General features: G+C 58.8%; 10 protein-coding genes and 1 pseudogene. 4 read left to right on the top strand and 7 right to left on the bottom strand.

Features of this window, described 5'->3' with window-relative positions:
- Positions 1 to 19: 19 nt before the first annotated feature.
- The 4 genes from pgeF to hpt all read right to left on the bottom strand — a co-directional run bounded on the left by pgeF (position 20) and on the right by hpt (position 3,238).
- On the bottom strand, positions 20 to 829 hold the full coding sequence (gene pgeF / locus M3089_RS07115; RefSeq protein WP_249082907.1) for a peptidoglycan editing factor PgeF: 810 nt from the start codon (positions 827 to 829) through the stop codon (positions 20 to 22).
- A complete protein-coding gene (gene obgE, locus M3089_RS07110; protein WP_249082904.1) occupies positions 801 to 1,994 on the bottom strand; it encodes a GTPase ObgE in 1,194 nt (397 codons plus the stop codon). The genes pgeF and obgE overlap by 29 nt, the downstream gene beginning before the upstream one ends.
- A gap of 5 nt (positions 1,995 to 1,999) precedes the next feature.
- On the bottom strand, positions 2,000 to 2,575 hold the full coding sequence (locus M3089_RS07105; protein ID WP_205111018.1) for an adenylate kinase: 576 nt from the start codon (positions 2,573 to 2,575) through the stop codon (positions 2,000 to 2,002).
- 123 nt (positions 2,576 to 2,698) lie between these two features.
- Entirely contained in the window at positions 2,699 to 3,238 is a 540-nt protein-coding gene (gene hpt, locus M3089_RS07100) for a hypoxanthine phosphoribosyltransferase (protein WP_249082902.1), read from the bottom strand.
- 89 nt (positions 3,239 to 3,327) lie between these two features.
- Here hpt and M3089_RS07095 point away from each other — a divergent pair, with 89 nt between their 5' ends.
- Positions 3,328 to 4,842 carry an NAD(P)H-hydrate dehydratase gene (locus tag M3089_RS07095; protein WP_249082900.1) on the top strand — a complete coding sequence of 505 codons (1,515 nt, stop codon included), beginning with the start codon at positions 3,328 to 3,330 and terminating at the stop codon, positions 4,840 to 4,842.
- A 33-nt stretch (positions 4,843 to 4,875) separates the two neighbouring features.
- Positions 4,876 to 5,949 carry a DUF4831 family protein gene (locus M3089_RS07090; RefSeq protein ID WP_249082898.1) on the top strand — a complete coding sequence of 358 codons (1,074 nt, stop codon included), beginning with the start codon at positions 4,876 to 4,878 and terminating at the stop codon, positions 5,947 to 5,949.
- A gap of 480 nt (positions 5,950 to 6,429) precedes the next feature.
- On the opposite strand, the gene M3089_RS07085 is transcribed toward M3089_RS07090, so the two are convergent.
- Positions 6,430 to 7,266 carry a hypothetical protein gene (locus M3089_RS07085; RefSeq protein WP_249082896.1) on the bottom strand — a complete coding sequence of 279 codons (837 nt, stop codon included), beginning with the start codon at positions 7,264 to 7,266 and terminating at the stop codon, positions 6,430 to 6,432.
- A 661-nt stretch (positions 7,267 to 7,927) separates the two neighbouring features.
- Between M3089_RS07085 and M3089_RS07080 the strand changes: the two genes are divergently transcribed.
- Positions 7,928 to 8,767: an ADP-ribosylglycohydrolase family protein gene (locus tag M3089_RS07080; protein ID WP_249082894.1), complete on the top strand. Its 840-nt coding sequence runs from the start codon at positions 7,928 to 7,930 to the stop codon at positions 8,765 to 8,767.
- A gap of 52 nt (positions 8,768 to 8,819) precedes the next feature.
- On the opposite strand, the pseudogene M3089_RS07075 reads toward M3089_RS07080, so the two are convergent.
- Positions 8,820 to 9,824 (bottom strand): annotated as a pseudogene (locus M3089_RS07075) (glycoside hydrolase family 43 protein); the annotation flags it as partial.
- An 838-nt stretch (positions 9,825 to 10,662) separates the two neighbouring features.
- On the opposite strand from M3089_RS07075, the gene M3089_RS07070 reads away from it, so the two are divergent.
- A complete protein-coding gene (locus tag M3089_RS07070) occupies positions 10,663 to 11,604 on the top strand; it encodes a peptidoglycan DD-metalloendopeptidase family protein (RefSeq protein ID WP_394802264.1) in 942 nt (313 codons plus the stop codon).
- Positions 11,605 to 11,889: 285 nt separating this feature from the next.
- Here the strand turns inward: M3089_RS07070 and M3089_RS07065 are convergent, their stop codons facing one another.
- Positions 11,890 to 14,850, bottom strand: a complete 2,961-nt coding sequence (locus M3089_RS07065; RefSeq protein WP_249082889.1) for a PEP/pyruvate-binding domain-containing protein — start codon at positions 14,848 to 14,850, stop codon at positions 11,890 to 11,892.
- Between the last annotated feature and the right edge of the window lie 186 nt (positions 14,851 to 15,036).

Raw genomic sequence — 15,036 nt, 5'->3', positions numbered from 1 at the left:
GCTATTCCATGTTATTGGTTCATTGGCTTTTGTCTATCATTATCCCGGTGAATATCCTGCCCGACGCCGTTCCAAGGCGGCGCGCGGAGAAATATTCATCGGCATGAGAGTAGGTGCAGGGGCCCTCGACGCTGACCGACGCGGGCTGCAACCCGGCAAGGCACAATTCGATGCGGTTGCATTCCCACAGGTCTATGTGCCACTTGCCGTGGCGGCGGGCCACCTTGTCCATGTCGAAACCGGCGTCGGCAAACAGCCCGTACACCTCGTCGCCCACCTCGAAATGCTCGAGCGAGATGCCCGGGCCTATGCAAGCCCGCAGCGCCGACGGCTCGGTGTGGTATGCAGCCGCCATGGCTGCCACGGCACGCGCGGCTATGTGGGCCACCGTGCCGCGCCATCCGGCATGCACGGCGCAGCAGGCGCGGTGGCACGGGTCGTAAAGGAGGATGGGCATGCAGTCGGCCGTTGACACACCGACGCAAACGCGCTCAACGTCGGTCATCACGGCATCGACACCCTCGAGCAGCATTTTCCGCGTAGACGGCGGCAGGGCCATGAACTCGCCGGCTATCTGCCTCACTTCCACCCCGTGGGTCTGGTGCGGCATTACCAGCCGTTCTTCGCCGATGCCGAGCTCGCGGCACAGCAGGCCGCGGTTATTTGCCACGGCCAGTGGGTCGTCGCCGCAATACTCGTTCACGTTGAACGAACCGTGGTTGCCATGGCTGTAGCCGCCGTAGCGCGTGGTGCTGAAGGCAACCACGCCTTCGCCGAGGCTGTAGCGGCGCAATGTGGGCTCAGGGGTTGCCGTCGTCTTCGTATTCATACTCGAAGTCGTCGTAGTCCTCAATGTCTTCAACGTCGTCGTCGCCGTCGTCATCCCCGAAGCCCTCGTCGTCGTCTTCGCCCTCGGCCGCCAGCTCGGCAATGAAGGCGCTCATGTCCTTGTCGCGGTGCACAAGGGTCTCTTCGGCCGTTATTTCCTTCAGCTTGTTGCTCTCGCTGTTGAGCTCCCGCCACAGCACGTCCTTGAGGTCGTCGAGCCCCATGTGCGCCACTGCCGAGATGAACACCACGGGTATGTCGTCGGGCACGGTCTCGCGCAACATCTCTATGAGCTCCGCGTCGAGCAGGTCGGCCTTGGTGACGGCCAGCACACGGTGCTTGTCGAGCATCTCCGGGTTGAAATTGCGCAGTTCGTTGAGCAGTATCTCATACTCGCGCTTTATGTCGTCGGTGTCGCCCGGCACCATGAAGAGCAGCAGCGAGTTGCGCTCTATGTGGCGCAAGAAGCGCAACCCGAGGCCGCGCCCTTCGCTCGCTCCCTCGATGATGCCCGGAATGTCGGCCATGACAAACGACTGGCGGTCGCGATACTCCACTATTCCCAACGACGGTTCGAGCGTGGTAAACGGGTAGTTGGCTATTTTGGGGCGCGCGCTCGACAGCGCCGAGAGCAGCGTTGACTTGCCGGCATTGGGGAAACCGACCAAGCCCACGTCGGCCAACAGCTTGAGCTCGAGTATGACGGTCATCTCCTGCATGGGCTCGCCGGGCTGGGCAAAGCGCGGAGCCTGGTTGGTGGCGGTGCGGAACTGGTAATTGCCCAACCCTCCGCGGCCGCCCTTGAGCAGCATTACCACCTGCCCGTCGCGCGCAACGTCGCAGATGTACTTGCCGGTCTCGGCGTTGTAGGCCACGGTACCGCACGGCACGTCGATGTAAACATCCTTGCCGTCGGTGCCATGGCATTTGTCTCGCCCGCCATTGCCGCCGTGCCCGGCGCGTATATGGCGGTCATAGCGCAGGTGAAGCAGCGTCCAATAGTTATGGTTGCCGCGCAGGTATACATTGCCGCCACGCCCTCCGTCACCTCCGTCAGGCCCTCCGTTGGGCTGGTACTTGGCCCGGCGCAGGTGCATCGAGCCCCTGCCGCCCTTGCCGGAGCGGCAGTATATCTTCACGTAGTCTACAAAGTTGGATGCTGCCATCTACATCAGTTTATGTTGTCAACGACCTCGCAGATGTCCTTGAAAATCCTGTCAAGCTCACCGAGGCCATCGATGTGGTTGTGTATTCCTTCTTTCTCATACCAGTCTATCAGAGGCGACGTCTGGTTGTGGTAAACGTCGAGGCGCTTCTTTATGGTCTCCTCGTTGTCGTCGGAGCGCCCGCTCTCCTGGCCTCTCTTTATGAGCCGCTTCATGAGCTCTGCCTCGGGCACGTCGAGTTCAATCATAGCCGCCACGGCATGGCCGCGCTCCGCAAGCATGGCCTTGAGCGCCTCGGCCTGCGCGATGGTGCGTGGGAACCCGTCGAAGATGACTCCCGCGTGGTCGGCGCCGAAACCGTCGTAAACGCTTGCCAGTATGCTCACCATCAGTTCGTCGGGTATCAGCTGGCCGTTGTCAATGTAACCCTTGGCTGTCTTGCCCAGCTCGGTGCCGTTCTTTATCTCATTGCGCAGCACATCGCCGGTTGAGATGTGACCGAAACCATACTTCTTTATGAGCAAGTCGCTCTGTGTTCCCTTGCCGGATCCCGGCGCTCCGAATATCACAATATTCTTCATCGTAAGTCCTGTTTTGTCTATTGTTTGTATGAAACGTATACTGTCTAACTATTGTCCCTCCGCAGCCACAGCCCCGATGGGCGCGCGCCGCATGCCGGAACAAGCCGAAGGGCACCCACGCCGTCAGTCGTTCTTCAGCGTATATATGTCTTTCAGCTGCCTGCCCTGCTGGTCATAGTCCAGCCCGTAGCCCAGGATGAAGTCGTTGGGAATCCTGAAAGCCACGTAGTCTATGGTCAATGGCACCTTCAGCCTGTCGGGCTTTAGCAGCAGGGTGCATATATGCACAGACGCGGGGTTGCGCGTGCCGATGCTCTCTATCATCCTCTTCATGGTGAGTCCGCTCTCAACTATGTCCTCGACAATGATTACCGTGCGCCCCGACAAGTTCTCGTTGATGCCGATAACCTCTTTCACCGTGCCGCTCGAAGTGACGCCCTGGTAAGACGCAAGCTTCACAAACGATATCTCGCAGGGTATGGTTATCTCTCTCATCAGGTCGGCAGCGAAAATAAAAGCGCCGTTGAGCACTGCCAGCAACAGCGGGTTCTTGCCCGCCATGTCGTGGTTTATCTGTTCTGCAACGGCTTTAACGCGCTGCTTAATCTCGGCCTCAGATATTGAAGTCTCAAACAGTTTGTCTTGGATTTTGACTACACTCATGCTTCGTTTTTAGAAATTTTGAGGCAAAATTACTAAAATTCTGCCAAAGACTACGCAGCGGTTAGCATTAATTTTGTATTTTTGCACGTATGAAGATTTTCACTAGTGCTCAGATACATGAGCTTGACAAATACACAATAGAGCACGAGCCGATAGATTCCATCGACCTCATGGAGCGCGCGGCAAAGGCAATTGCGCGCTCGATAGCCGAAGAATGGAGCACGGCGACGCCTGTTGTGGTATTCGCAGGCCCTGGGAACAATGGCGGCGACGCCCTTGCCGTGGCCAGGCTTCTGGCCGAGCAAGGCTACGGTGTGTCTGCATTTTTATTCAACATCACCGGGCATCTGTCGGCCGATTGCGCCGCAAACAAGGACAGGCTCGTTTCCGTCAAGAAAATACAGCAGTTCATTGAAGTGAAGCAAGAGTTCGACCCGCCCCACCTCGACGCCGGCACCCTGGTGGTCGACGGGCTGTTTGGCTCCGGGCTCAACAAGCCGCTGGCGGGCGGTTTCGCCTCGCTGGTAAAATATATCAACGCTTCCCCGGCCAGCGTGGTGAGCATCGACGTGCCGTCGGGGCTGATGGCCGAGGACAACACCTACAACGTGAGGGCCAACACCATACATGCCGACCTGACGCTGACGCTCCAACAGCCCAAGCTGTCGTTCCTTTTCGCAGAGAACCAGCACTACATCGGCAGGCTGAAAGTGCTCGACATACGCATCAGCGAGGAAGGCATGGCAAAGACAGACGCCCGCTACCACATAGTAGACGAGAACGAAGTGCGCCCTCTGCTGAAGAAGCGCAGCGACTTCGCCCACAAGGGGAGCATGGGCAACGCCCTGCTTGTGGCAGGCAGCTACGGCATGGGCGGCGCCGCCGTGCTGGCAGCGCGGGCTTGCCTGAGGGCCGGCGTGGGCAAAGTGACGGTGCACTCGCCAAAGTGCAACAGCCTCGTGCTGCAGATATCTGTGCCCGAAGCCGTGGTGCAGCTCGACCAGGAAGAGACGGTGTTCTCGGAGCCTGTCGACGCCGAAGACTACACCGCGCTGGGCATAGGCCCCGGCCTGGGGCAGAGCGAGACCACTGCCATTGCGCTCATAGCGCAGCTGCGGCGCACCCAATGCCCCATCGTGGCCGACGCCGACGCACTAAACATACTGGCCAACCACCGCGCATGGCTGCAACAGTTGCCAAAGGGCATAATACTGACACCCCACCCCAAGGAGTTCGACCGCATCAACGGGCACTGTGCCGACAGCTACGAAAGGCTGTCGAGGGCGTGCGACATGGCCGAGAGACTGGGAGCATACATCATAGTCAAAGGCCACTACTCTGCGCTATGCAAGCCCGACGGGCACGTGGCCTTCAACCCCACGGGCAACGCCGGCATGGCCACGGCCGGCAGCGGCGACGTGCTCACAGGCATAATCACGGCCCTGCTGGCACGCGGCTACAAGCAGGCCGACGCCTGCACGGTGGGAATGTACCTGCACGGACTGGCCGGCGACCTGGCCGCACGCAGCCTGGGCAAGGAGAGCCTCACGGCCGGCGACATCATCAACTACCTGCCGCAGGCGTTCATGCGGCTTGAAGACTGACCATAATACACTCAAAAAGTAACCATCAGCATCATGAGAAAGTTATTCATAGCAGGGCTGCTCGCCGTTTGCAGCGGAGCGTTCGCCCAGACCGAGACAAGCAACTACAGGCCGGGGGTGACCCCTGAGGGCGCTGTATACTTCCTCCCAAAGACCGTGCTGCGCTTCGTTGTCAGGGTGGAAAAGACCACTTACACGCCGGGAGACTTCTGCCGGTATGCCCAGCGATACCTGCGCCTGAACGATGTAGAGGCCGAGGCTTCGACAACACACAAGCTCATTGGCATGACCATGGGCACCTATGGCGAGGCCGACAAGGCAAAGGGCTACGCCGTGAAGTTCAACGCCAAGACATCGGCATGCAACATTTCGCTGGCCGACGACGGCACGTTGCTGGCCGTCAACGCCACGGCACGCAAGCCAGAGGCGCCAGTCCCGTTTGTCCCGGCGCCCAAACCGGCACCGGTAAACCCGAGGCAGTATCTCAGCGAAGAAGTGCTCGCCGCAGGAAGCACGGCCAAGATGGCCGAGCTGACCGCACAAGACATCTACGACATACGCGACAGCAAGAACTACCTTAACCGCGGAGAGGCCGACTACATGCCCAAAGACGGGGAGCAGCTGCGCATAATGCTGGCCAACCTCGACAGGCAGGACAAGGCACTGACACAGCTCTTCACCGGCACGACAACCAAGGACACCACTGAGTATGTGCTCACGGTGTGCCCGCAACCGGGCATGCAGGAGCAGGTGCTCTTCCGCCTTTCGCAGAAGCTGGGGCTCGTTGACAACGACGACTTGTCGGGTGAGCCATACTACATCAGCGTCACCGACGAGCAGAGCCTGCCGGCGGCAGCACCCGAGACCGAGGGCGGAAAGAAGAAGAAAGAAAAGGAAGACGGCATATACGTCAACATTCCGGGAAAGATTACCGTCAATATATACAAGGGGGCGACCCTGCTCGACAGCTTCGAGACGAGCGCCGCGCAGTATGGCTACACCGAACTGCTGAGCGGAGAGCTGTTCAACAAGCGATACACCACCCACCTGACGCTCAACCCCGCCACCGGGGCCATCGACAAGCTTGATGCCGAGCAGCCTGAATAAAGGCGCTTGGCGGCGGCAGAGGGCCACCACCCGCCAAACCGGAAAACCAACAGTGCGCCGGAGCCCTTGTGGCTACCGGCGCACTGTTTTTATGCCACGCCTGGATGCCAGAGGCCCTACAGTAGCGGCAAAAGGCCGGGCAACGACGACCCAAACACCCGTCCGCGGCAACCGGACAGGGGCCAAGGGTGCCCCTCAATGCGGAATTGACCACACCTATACATATATATATTATTGTGGGGATGGGCCAACGGCCGGGCGGCGCCCCCCGGCTGCACGACAAACGGGAATGGGGAACACCCGCCATGAAGCGCAACGCCGGCGCGGGCACATCGCGACTGCATAACCGACCCACCGCCCCCGGCGGCCGCCATGCCGCCCCATCAACGGATGAGCCACAAGGCAACGCAACACCACGGGCCCACAGGCGCAGCCACACCAAGGCCGGCCCATGCCGCCAACAGCCGCTGCCCCGGGCCGTCAATGCAAGTCAAAGCTCTCGCCGTTGGCCTTAGCCCAGTCTACAAACGCCTTTTCCATGTCCTTTATCAGCTTCATGGGGTCTGAAGCCATGCAGGCTGCAGCGTTGAGCTGGGCCCGGTAACTGTCCGAGCGCATAAGCAGTATCACGCAGTCGAGCTCCGACTCGCTGACACTGCCCACAAACCTGTTGAGCATCAAGGCCTTGGTCATGCCGGTAACAAAGCCCAACACGGTCTTCACCTTGTCTTCGTCGACGCCCACGCCAACCTTAGCCAGCACATTGTCGACGGCCGAAGTCATAAGCTGCTCCGTACCGCTGGCCTGCCAATATGCCTCAAACTTCTCCTTGTATGCCTCGGTACACTCGGCCACCGATGGCAGCGTGGGTTGGCGCCCATCCTTCAGAGCGCCGAAAGCCGACGACATTGTGGGCATTATGTCCTTTACTATGTCTGCGTAAAGCGAAGAGATGTGGGCGTTGGCCTGCCTTATGTCGGGGCGCGCCAAGAGCCCGGCCAGCCCTACCAGTTGCTGTTCAGACACATTCTCGCGGAAGCATGGCAAGGCCATGTCAACCATGTCGTCGCCATATTGCGTGGCGATATACCTGTCGAGACTTTTCTCAAGGCGCAACGCTTCTTCGCTGCTCACACCGTGCCGGCTGCGCGACAACGCCCCGGCAACAAACATTTTCATCTGCGACTTCCTGATGGCCATGCTGGCACTGTCGGCAAACAACACCTGCTTAAGTGCCTCACGGTAGCGGTCGGTGGTAGCCCCGGCGGTGCCTCCGACCATCAACGCCATGGCTGCAGCCATCAAAATCCTGTTCATTCTCATAAGTCAATGCTGTGTATATGGTGGTTATTTCGTTCGATAGCCATGCACACTGCGCTACACAACGCGCGTCTCAACAGTGGCCGACCGGACAAAGATAGCTATTTTTTGCTACAAACAGCACTGCCATGGCCTGAAAAAAACTCTTTCACACGGTTTGTAACGGCGGAAAGGCCCGCCTACCCACACCTACGGCAGCAACCTCACGCCCACGCCGCCTTGGCGCCACCACCACGACCCGGGCAGCGCATGGCGCAACCGCCTGTCTGACAGCGGATTACAATACAGCCCGTTTGGGCCTGCAAAACGGGCCGTATTGAAGTCCAAAACAGGCCGTTATGCACCGCAAAACGGCCCATACTGCCATCTGCCACTGCAGCATAGGCTGCGCAGTTGCCGCCAGCCGACCTTCAAGCGCAGTCTGCTTTGTAATGTTTTTCTACCAAATATGCGCTTCGCCATACAATCTGCCACACAAGCAACCGGCGCCGAATCCACCGGCATACGGGCACGGGGAAGGCGATTTTTGGTTAAAACAAATTAAAAACGCCGCTTATTCCGACTTTTTGATTATAATTGGACTCGAAATGAAAACATATCGGCAAAAGGCCCTACAAGCGAAGGCAGTAAGCCCGACAGACAAAAACGATACAGAGATATGTTAGGAGCAATAGTTGGAGACGTGGCAGGCTCGTCCTACGAGTCGTGCCTGCAGAAGTTCAGCGACCCAAGCAAGATAACGCTGTTCATGGCCACGAGCCGCTTCACCGACGACTCGGTGATGACGCTCGCCGTGGCCCGGTGGCTGACAGACAGCCGCGACAAGAGCGCGGCCTCGCTCGTTGAAGCCATGCAGAAACTGGGCCGCAAGTATCCCGACGCAGGCTATGGGCCGGCCTTCGCCCGCTGGTTGGCCGCCGACAACCCCAAGCCCTACGGCAGCTGGGGCAACGGCGCGGCCATGCGCGTGAGCCCGGCTGGGCTTTATGCCACCACCCTCGACGAGGCACTGCGGCTGGCCACGGTGTCGGCAGAGGTGTCTCACGACCATCCCGAGGCCGTCGGGGCGGCCCGGGCCGTGGCCGCGGCGGTGTTCATGGCGCGCCACGGGGCCGGCAACGGCGAGATACGTAGTTACGTGGAAAACAGTTTCGGCTACGACCTGAGCCGCACCATCGGCGAGATAAGGCCGGGCTACGCGTGGGATGTGTCGTGCCGGGGCTCCGTGCCCGAGGCCATCACGGTCTTCCTCGATGCCGACAGTGTTGAGCAGGCCGTGCGGCTGGCTATCTCTCTGGGCGGCGACGCCGACACGCAGGCAGCCATAGCCGCATCGATGGCCGCAGCGCGGTGGCCCGTGCCCGACTGGATGGAACAGGAATGCCGCCGCAGGCTCACACCCGAGCTGGCTGCCATCATCGACAGTTTCGAGGGCGCCGCAGCCGACAGGGCCGCAGGCCGGGCCACTATGCAGACGCGGCCCGGCGCCACCCACTGAGGTGCCGCCGGGCCGCTGCCGCCGTCATGCCCGCCGGGCATGGCCATGCGGGTCAGAGCTTAATCTTTCCCGGGAAGTCGCGCTGGTTTTTCTTCCAGTACTCCTCGAGCCTCTTGGCCTCTTTCTTTGTGAGCCACGTCACCGCCCCATGCTTCTGGCCGTCGAAGTTGGTGCGCTTCATCACGCCCTCGTCGAAGCGGCCCAGGGGCTTGAACGTCTCGAGGTCGGTGGTCTCCGAGAAGCCGAAGTTCATCGGGTTGGCGCGATAAACGTCGTACATCAGAATCCATTTGTCCTGCCCTATCAGCTTATAGACACTCGGAGCCTCACACCCAATCTTCTCCGGGTCGCACAGGCGGTCGTCAAACGTCCACGGGCCGGTGATGCTCTTCGACGTGGCCTGCTTCACGCCGGTCTTGCCGTCGTGCGAGCAAAAGAACAGATGGAATGTGCCATCCTTGTAGACCATGTTGCCGTCGATGGCCTCCTTGCCCTCCTTCGGGTAAGTGAACAGCACCTCGGGCTTTCCCTCGGGCTTGTTGAAGTCGTCGTTGATGTAGAAGTAATAAAGCTTGGTCTTCTCCTTGCCGTGGCGCATGGTGAAGTGCACCATGAGCTTTTTCTTCACCGGGTCGTAGCAAGTCTCAGGCGCCCAGGCGCATCCTATGTCGGCGAGCGATGGGTCGAGCTGGTCTACGCGTATGTTTGCGCGCGTCCAGTTGATAAGGTCTTTCGACTTCATGAGCACCAGTCCGAGGTTGTTTCCCCACCCGAACTTATTCCCGTCTCGCTCCCATTCGGTCTGGCGGAAGCCGGCTTGCTTGGCGTAAATGTGCAAGTCGGTCATGGCGAGGTAGAAAGCCCCGTCCGGCCCGCGGAAGATGTGCGGGTCGCGTATGCCCCGCTGCATGGCGATGGTGTCGCCGGCAATCACAGGCTCGTTGTTGTTGACTGCCGTAAACGTGTGCCCGTCGTAGCTGATGGCCATGTGCAGGCTGTGCGTGTCGTCCTTGTGGTAAACCATGAGATATGCTCCCATGTCTTTCTCCTCAGGCACATCTGCCCCCATGGCAGGTGCCGCGCCGGCAGCGAACAGCGCCGCCAGTGCAATGATTGCTTTCAGTGGTTTCATCTGTAATGGCTATTTTAATTATTGATATACTGTCTTGAGGCATGGCCGCCGGGGCGCCCGTCATTGCAAGCGAGGTGTGGCGGCAATGCCATTGCGGTGCAAAGTTACAACAAATCCGACATTTCCACAAACCCGGCGCCATATTTATTGCCCACAACGCCCATGATTTTCCACCTGGCCCCACCGCCATCACAGACCCATAGACACCGCATGCAGCGACGTGCCACGCCATAAGGCATGCCGCCAACAGCCGTACCAGGCGCCACCGACGAGCAGCCCGCCAATCACCTGTGCCACAACCAGTTAGGCATACAGCTCGTTTTGCATTCCCAAACAGCCCGTTTCGTGGTGTGAAACAGGCCTTTCGGGAATGCAAAACGGGCCGTATGACAGCGCCGTTACGGCCGTGCCGCCGCAACGTCGGGCTACGACAACGACAATGATGGCCTCAGGACGAGGCGCATAAACAAAAACACGTGCACGGCTACGGCACGCAATAGCATACCGGCCGCCAGCGTTCCGAAACACGCTTCGGAAGCAGGCGCCTCGTATTACGTTTCGTTAACATCCTGACTATCAGCAGGGCCGCAAGTGTTAAATAACCAACAAATTGTGTTAACCGCGCTCGGTTTTCATGAAATATTTGTTACCTTTGCAACGTTCAAGCAAAAACGAGGAATATGACATGGCTATAATTGGGTTATAATTATTATGTCATTCCTTTGCACAATGGACGTTATTCTCACTCGAACCAATAACGATTATAATGATTAGAAAGTTAAAGACAGCCGTTATATTAGCCTTGATGTCAGTGAGCGCACTTCCAATTGCAGGACAAGACCTGCTGGCACGACAGGCACCGATAGACAGAAAGATGAAAGCAGTGGACTCTGTTGCGCTGCACAGGCTTATCCAGAACGAGCAACTTGAATCGCCCGCAGCCGACCTCTACGCCGACTGGGACAACAAATATGCCCATCGCGCCACCGAGCTGCCCGACTCGTTCCGCATCGACCTGCGCCACTTCTGCATGCCAACGACGAGCCGCGTGCTTACATCCAACTTCGGCGCAAGATGGGGAAGGCAGCACAAGGGGCTCGACATCAAGGTGTATATAGGCGACACCATTAGGGCTGCATTCAGCGGAAAGGTGAGAATAGTGAAATACGAAGCCCGCGGCTACGGCAAATACGTGGTAATACGCCATTACAACGGGCTTGAGACCATCTACGGGCACATGTCGAAGCAGCTCGTGGAAGAAGACCAGGAGGTGCGCGCAGGCGACCCGATTGGCCTCGGCGGCAACACCGGCAGAAGCACGGGGTCGCACCTTCACTTCGAGACAAGGCTCTGCGGGGTGGCCCTCAACCCCACCCTCATGTTTGATTTCGTCAACCAAGACGTCGTAAGCGACTTCTACATGTTCCGCCGCGACAGCTACCAGAGCGAAGGGCTGGCTGCCAACAAGCTACGCGGGGTGGGCGCGCAGGAAGTTGACAACGACGACAGCGAAGACGAGGAACTGGCAACCACGGCGCCGGCGGCAAAGGTGGAGCGCACCATTCGCTACCACAAGGTGCGCCGCGGCGAGACTCTGGGCCACATAGCGCGCAAGCGCAACACTACCGTCAACGAGCTTTGCCGCCTCAACCACATCAGCAAGAGCACAAGGCTCATGCCGGGCCAGATACTGAAATACAACTGACATACTTATATAATAGCGCTCAAAGGCAACGTGGGAGACAGTGTTTGATGCACTGTCTCCCACGTTGCTTTTGCCATCGGGCCTGGTGCTGCAGGCCCACATGCCCCATGCGGTTGCACATACCGGCCCACGGCATGCATGCCCCCGGCCGCGAGCATGGCTCACCAGATAAATCCAAGAGGCTTATTAGGAGTTAAGGAGTTGGGAAGTGAAGGAGTTAACTCCCCAAAAGCCCCCCTATGTTTATCGGGTGTTCCCGGACATTGCCATCAAGGCTAAGGCCAATCAGCCGAAGAGCACCACTCCCTCCTGCTTCTTGCCGTCCATCATTATCTTCAGCGGCCGTTCGAAACGCACATGGCGCACATAAGCCGTCTCATCCACAGCCGGCATGGCATCGAGCACGTCGGCCCTGAGCAGCCCGTCGCCACGGTATGTGTTGATGGTGAAGTAGCCCACGCCAAACGACGTGAGGTTCTGGAAGAAGTGAGTGCCCTGACTCGGGTCGACGCGATAGTTCTTCAAGCCTGCCTCGACGATGACCCTTGCGGCGCTGATGTGCGGCCATTTGACCGGGATGCCAAGCCACGGGTCGCTCGATCCCCATCGTCCCGGGCCCACAAGCACATAATTGCGGCCCTCGGCCAGGAACTTCCTGTTTAGTCGCTCAATCTCGCATGCGATGGCCGGATTGTTGGATGCCGTGAAGTCGTCGCCCGTCTTGACATACACAACGTCGGTCACGTCTTCGCTGATGCCGTGTCCCAACGAGTTGTGCGAGCGCAGCAGGCAGCGCGAGTCGGGTATCGAGGCCACGTCTTCGTCAAGCATCTGCTTGCTGTCGACAATGGGCCTGATTTGCAACAGGTTCAGTTCGCCGGTCTTGTCGGGGCCGAGGTTGCACGCAAACTCAATCTCAACGGGGCGCCTCATCTCCTCCGTTCCAAGCTTCTGAACCATCTGCAACAGTTCCGGCAACGGGAAGACGCCGTGCTGCAGCACCCCGCAGAAGGTGATGACCTTGCGCCCTCCCTCGTAGATGCCGTCGCGGATGACCTGGTCGTAAGGGTCGAACGTCGAGGCGATGTACTGCAGCGAGCCATCCTTGTCGGCCTCCTTTACCCTCAGGTTGAGAATGTTGAAACCGTCGTCCACCTTGAACCCGCCCCCGATGTCGGTCATGTCGAGCGCGTAGAAGCGCGTCTGGGTTTCCCGCAGGGCCATTTCCATCTCGCTGGTCTGCAGCACCTGGCTCGGGTGATAGGGGCAAACGCGCAGCGTCTGGCCCCCGTCAACGATATACTTGCCCAATCCGAGGGCCAGGTTTACTATCCCCTCCTCTGCCTTTTCCTCGCCTATGGGGTAGTAATTGAGCGACCTCAGCACACCGCTGAAGCTCGGGTAGAACCTGTCGCCATATCGCCTGCCCACCACCTCCTGCAGTATGACGGCCATTTTCTCCTGGTCTATGATGTTGCTCGTGGCAGTCATGTAAGCCTTCGAGTCGCGGTAGTATACCGATGCGTACACTCCCTTGATGGCAGAGGCCAGCATGCGCAGCATCTCATACTTGTCGTCGAGATACGGAATCATGTATGTCGAGTATATTCCGGCAAAGGGTTGGTAGTGACTGTCTTCCAGAAGCGACGACGACCTGATGGCTATAGGTGCCTTGACGGCATCGAAGAACGTGAAGAAGTCGGCAATGAGCGAGTCTGGCAGTTGCGCCCTGAGGAAGTGCGACAGTATTTCCTCGTCGCTGGCATCGCTCAGTGCCACCTGGTAAAGGTTGTTCTTGTCCATGAAATCGTCGAAGACGTCGGTGCAGAGCACCAGTGTCTTCGGTATGCAAACGGCCGCCCCGGTATACTGGTTGAGCTCGGGGTGGCGCTTGATGATATTGTCAAGGAAAGCCAGTCCGCGCCCCTTGCCGCCGAGCGAGCCGTCGCCGATGCGCGCGAAGTGGCCGTAGGCGTCGAACTTCCCCCGGTCGAATACAGCCACCACGCCAATGTTCTTCATCCGCCTGTACTGCACAATGGCGTCGAATATAATCTGTCGGTGCGCGTCGACGTCCTGCAGCTTGTGCCATGTGACATGTTTCAGGAATGCCGACACGGGGAAGATGGCCCTGGCCGACAGCCATCGGCTCATGTGGTTGCGGCTCACGTGGTAGAGCATCGAGTCGTTGGGTATGGTAAAGATATTGTCCTGCAACTCCTTGAGGCTGTGTATGCGCAGAATCTCCTTGCCCGTTTTCGGGTCGTGGAACACAAAGTCGCCGAAGCCCATGTGCTCTTCCATGAGGCGTCGCAGGTCGATATCCATCTTCTTCGAGTTCTTGTCTACGAAGCGGAAGCCCTCGGCCTCGGCCTTGAAACGGTTGTCCGACTCGGCGCTCTGCAGTATCAGCGGCACATACTCGTCGCGTTTCCTTATCTCGCGCAGCAGCTTGAGCCCGGCCTCTGGGTCTTTCGCGCCGCCTTTCGGGAAGCGCGCGTCGCTTATTATGCCCAGCGCGTTGTCGCCATACCGGTCGTACAGCTCCATGGCCTCCTCGTAAGTGCGCGCCAGCAACACCTTTGGCCGCCCCCTCTTCCGCTGCGCCGCGGCATGCGGGTTGAGCGCCTCGGTAGAGAAGCGCTTGGCCTGCAGCAGTATGTAGTTGTATAGATTGGGCAGTATGGAGGAGTAAAACCGTATGCCGTCTTCCACAAGCAGAATCATCTGCACACCGGCTTCGGCCATGTCGTGCTCTATGTTCATCTTGTCTTCGATGAGCTTTATGATGGAGAGGATGAGGTTGGTGTTGCCCAGCCAGCAGAACACGTAGTCGAACATCGACAGGTCTTCGTTCTCCATCCGCTTCGTGATGCCGTGCGAGAAAGGCGTGAGCACCACGCACGGCGTCGACGGCGAGGCCTCCTTCACGGCCCGGGCCACATCGAAGGCATCGTTGTCGGCATTGCCCGGCATGCATATCACAAGGTCAATGTCGGTGGTCTTTAGCACCTTGTCGGCCTCTTCTGTCGTTGTCACCTGCGTGAACGTGGGCGGATAGCGCAGCCCCAGGTCCATGTACTCGTCGAAAATCTTCTCGTCAACGCGCCCGTCGTCCTCAAGCATGAAGGCGTCGTAGGGATTGGCCACGATAAGCACGTTGAATATGCGGCGCGTCATAAGGTTGACGAACGACACGTCTTTCAAGTAGAACTTGTTCCACTCGGGTGGTATGTTTGCTCTCATAGAATCACGGTTTTCAGTATTTCACGGCCCTCCGCGGCCAACATTGTCCGGCGGCATGGCGGCGTCGGGCATTACACATTGCAAATGTAGCCATAAAATCCGACATACGCAAGAACACGGGTACTGTTTTGGCAGCATGCCGCTGCATAAAATGGCAAAGGGCACAGCGCATGCCCTGCGCCGTGC

The sequence above is a fragment of the Marseilla massiliensis genome (assembly GCF_023336985.1).
Lineage (GTDB): Bacteria > Bacteroidota > Bacteroidia > Bacteroidales > Bacteroidaceae > Prevotella > Prevotella intestinigallinarum.
The sequence above is the reverse complement of the archived record's forward strand: the minus strand, read 5'-3'. Positions and strand labels throughout refer to the sequence as shown.

Excerpts from the sequence above, each read along its gene's own strand:
- pgeF (WP_249082907.1), bottom strand. The coding sequence starts at position 829 with ATGAATACGAAGACGACGGCAACCCCTGAGCCCACATTGCGCCGCTAC.
- M3089_RS07090 (WP_249082898.1), top strand. The coding sequence starts at position 4,876 with ATGAGAAAGTTATTCATAGCAGGGCTGCTCGCCGTTTGCAGCGGAGCG.
- M3089_RS07105 (WP_205111018.1), bottom strand. The coding sequence starts at position 2,575 with ATGAAGAATATTGTGATATTCGGAGCGCCGGGATCCGGCAAGGGAACA.
- M3089_RS07085 (WP_249082896.1), bottom strand. The coding sequence starts at position 7,266 with ATGAACAGGATTTTGATGGCTGCAGCCATGGCGTTGATGGTCGGAGGC.
- M3089_RS07080 (WP_249082894.1), top strand. The coding sequence starts at position 7,928 with ATGTTAGGAGCAATAGTTGGAGACGTGGCAGGCTCGTCCTACGAGTCG.
- M3089_RS07095 (WP_249082900.1), top strand. The coding sequence starts at position 3,328 with ATGAAGATTTTCACTAGTGCTCAGATACATGAGCTTGACAAATACACA.
- hpt (WP_249082902.1), bottom strand. The coding sequence starts at position 3,238 with ATGAGTGTAGTCAAAATCCAAGACAAACTGTTTGAGACTTCAATATCT.
- obgE (WP_249082904.1), bottom strand. The coding sequence starts at position 1,994 with ATGGCAGCATCCAACTTTGTAGACTACGTGAAGATATACTGCCGCTCC.
- M3089_RS07065 (WP_249082889.1), bottom strand. The coding sequence starts at position 14,850 with ATGAGAGCAAACATACCACCCGAGTGGAACAAGTTCTACTTGAAAGAC.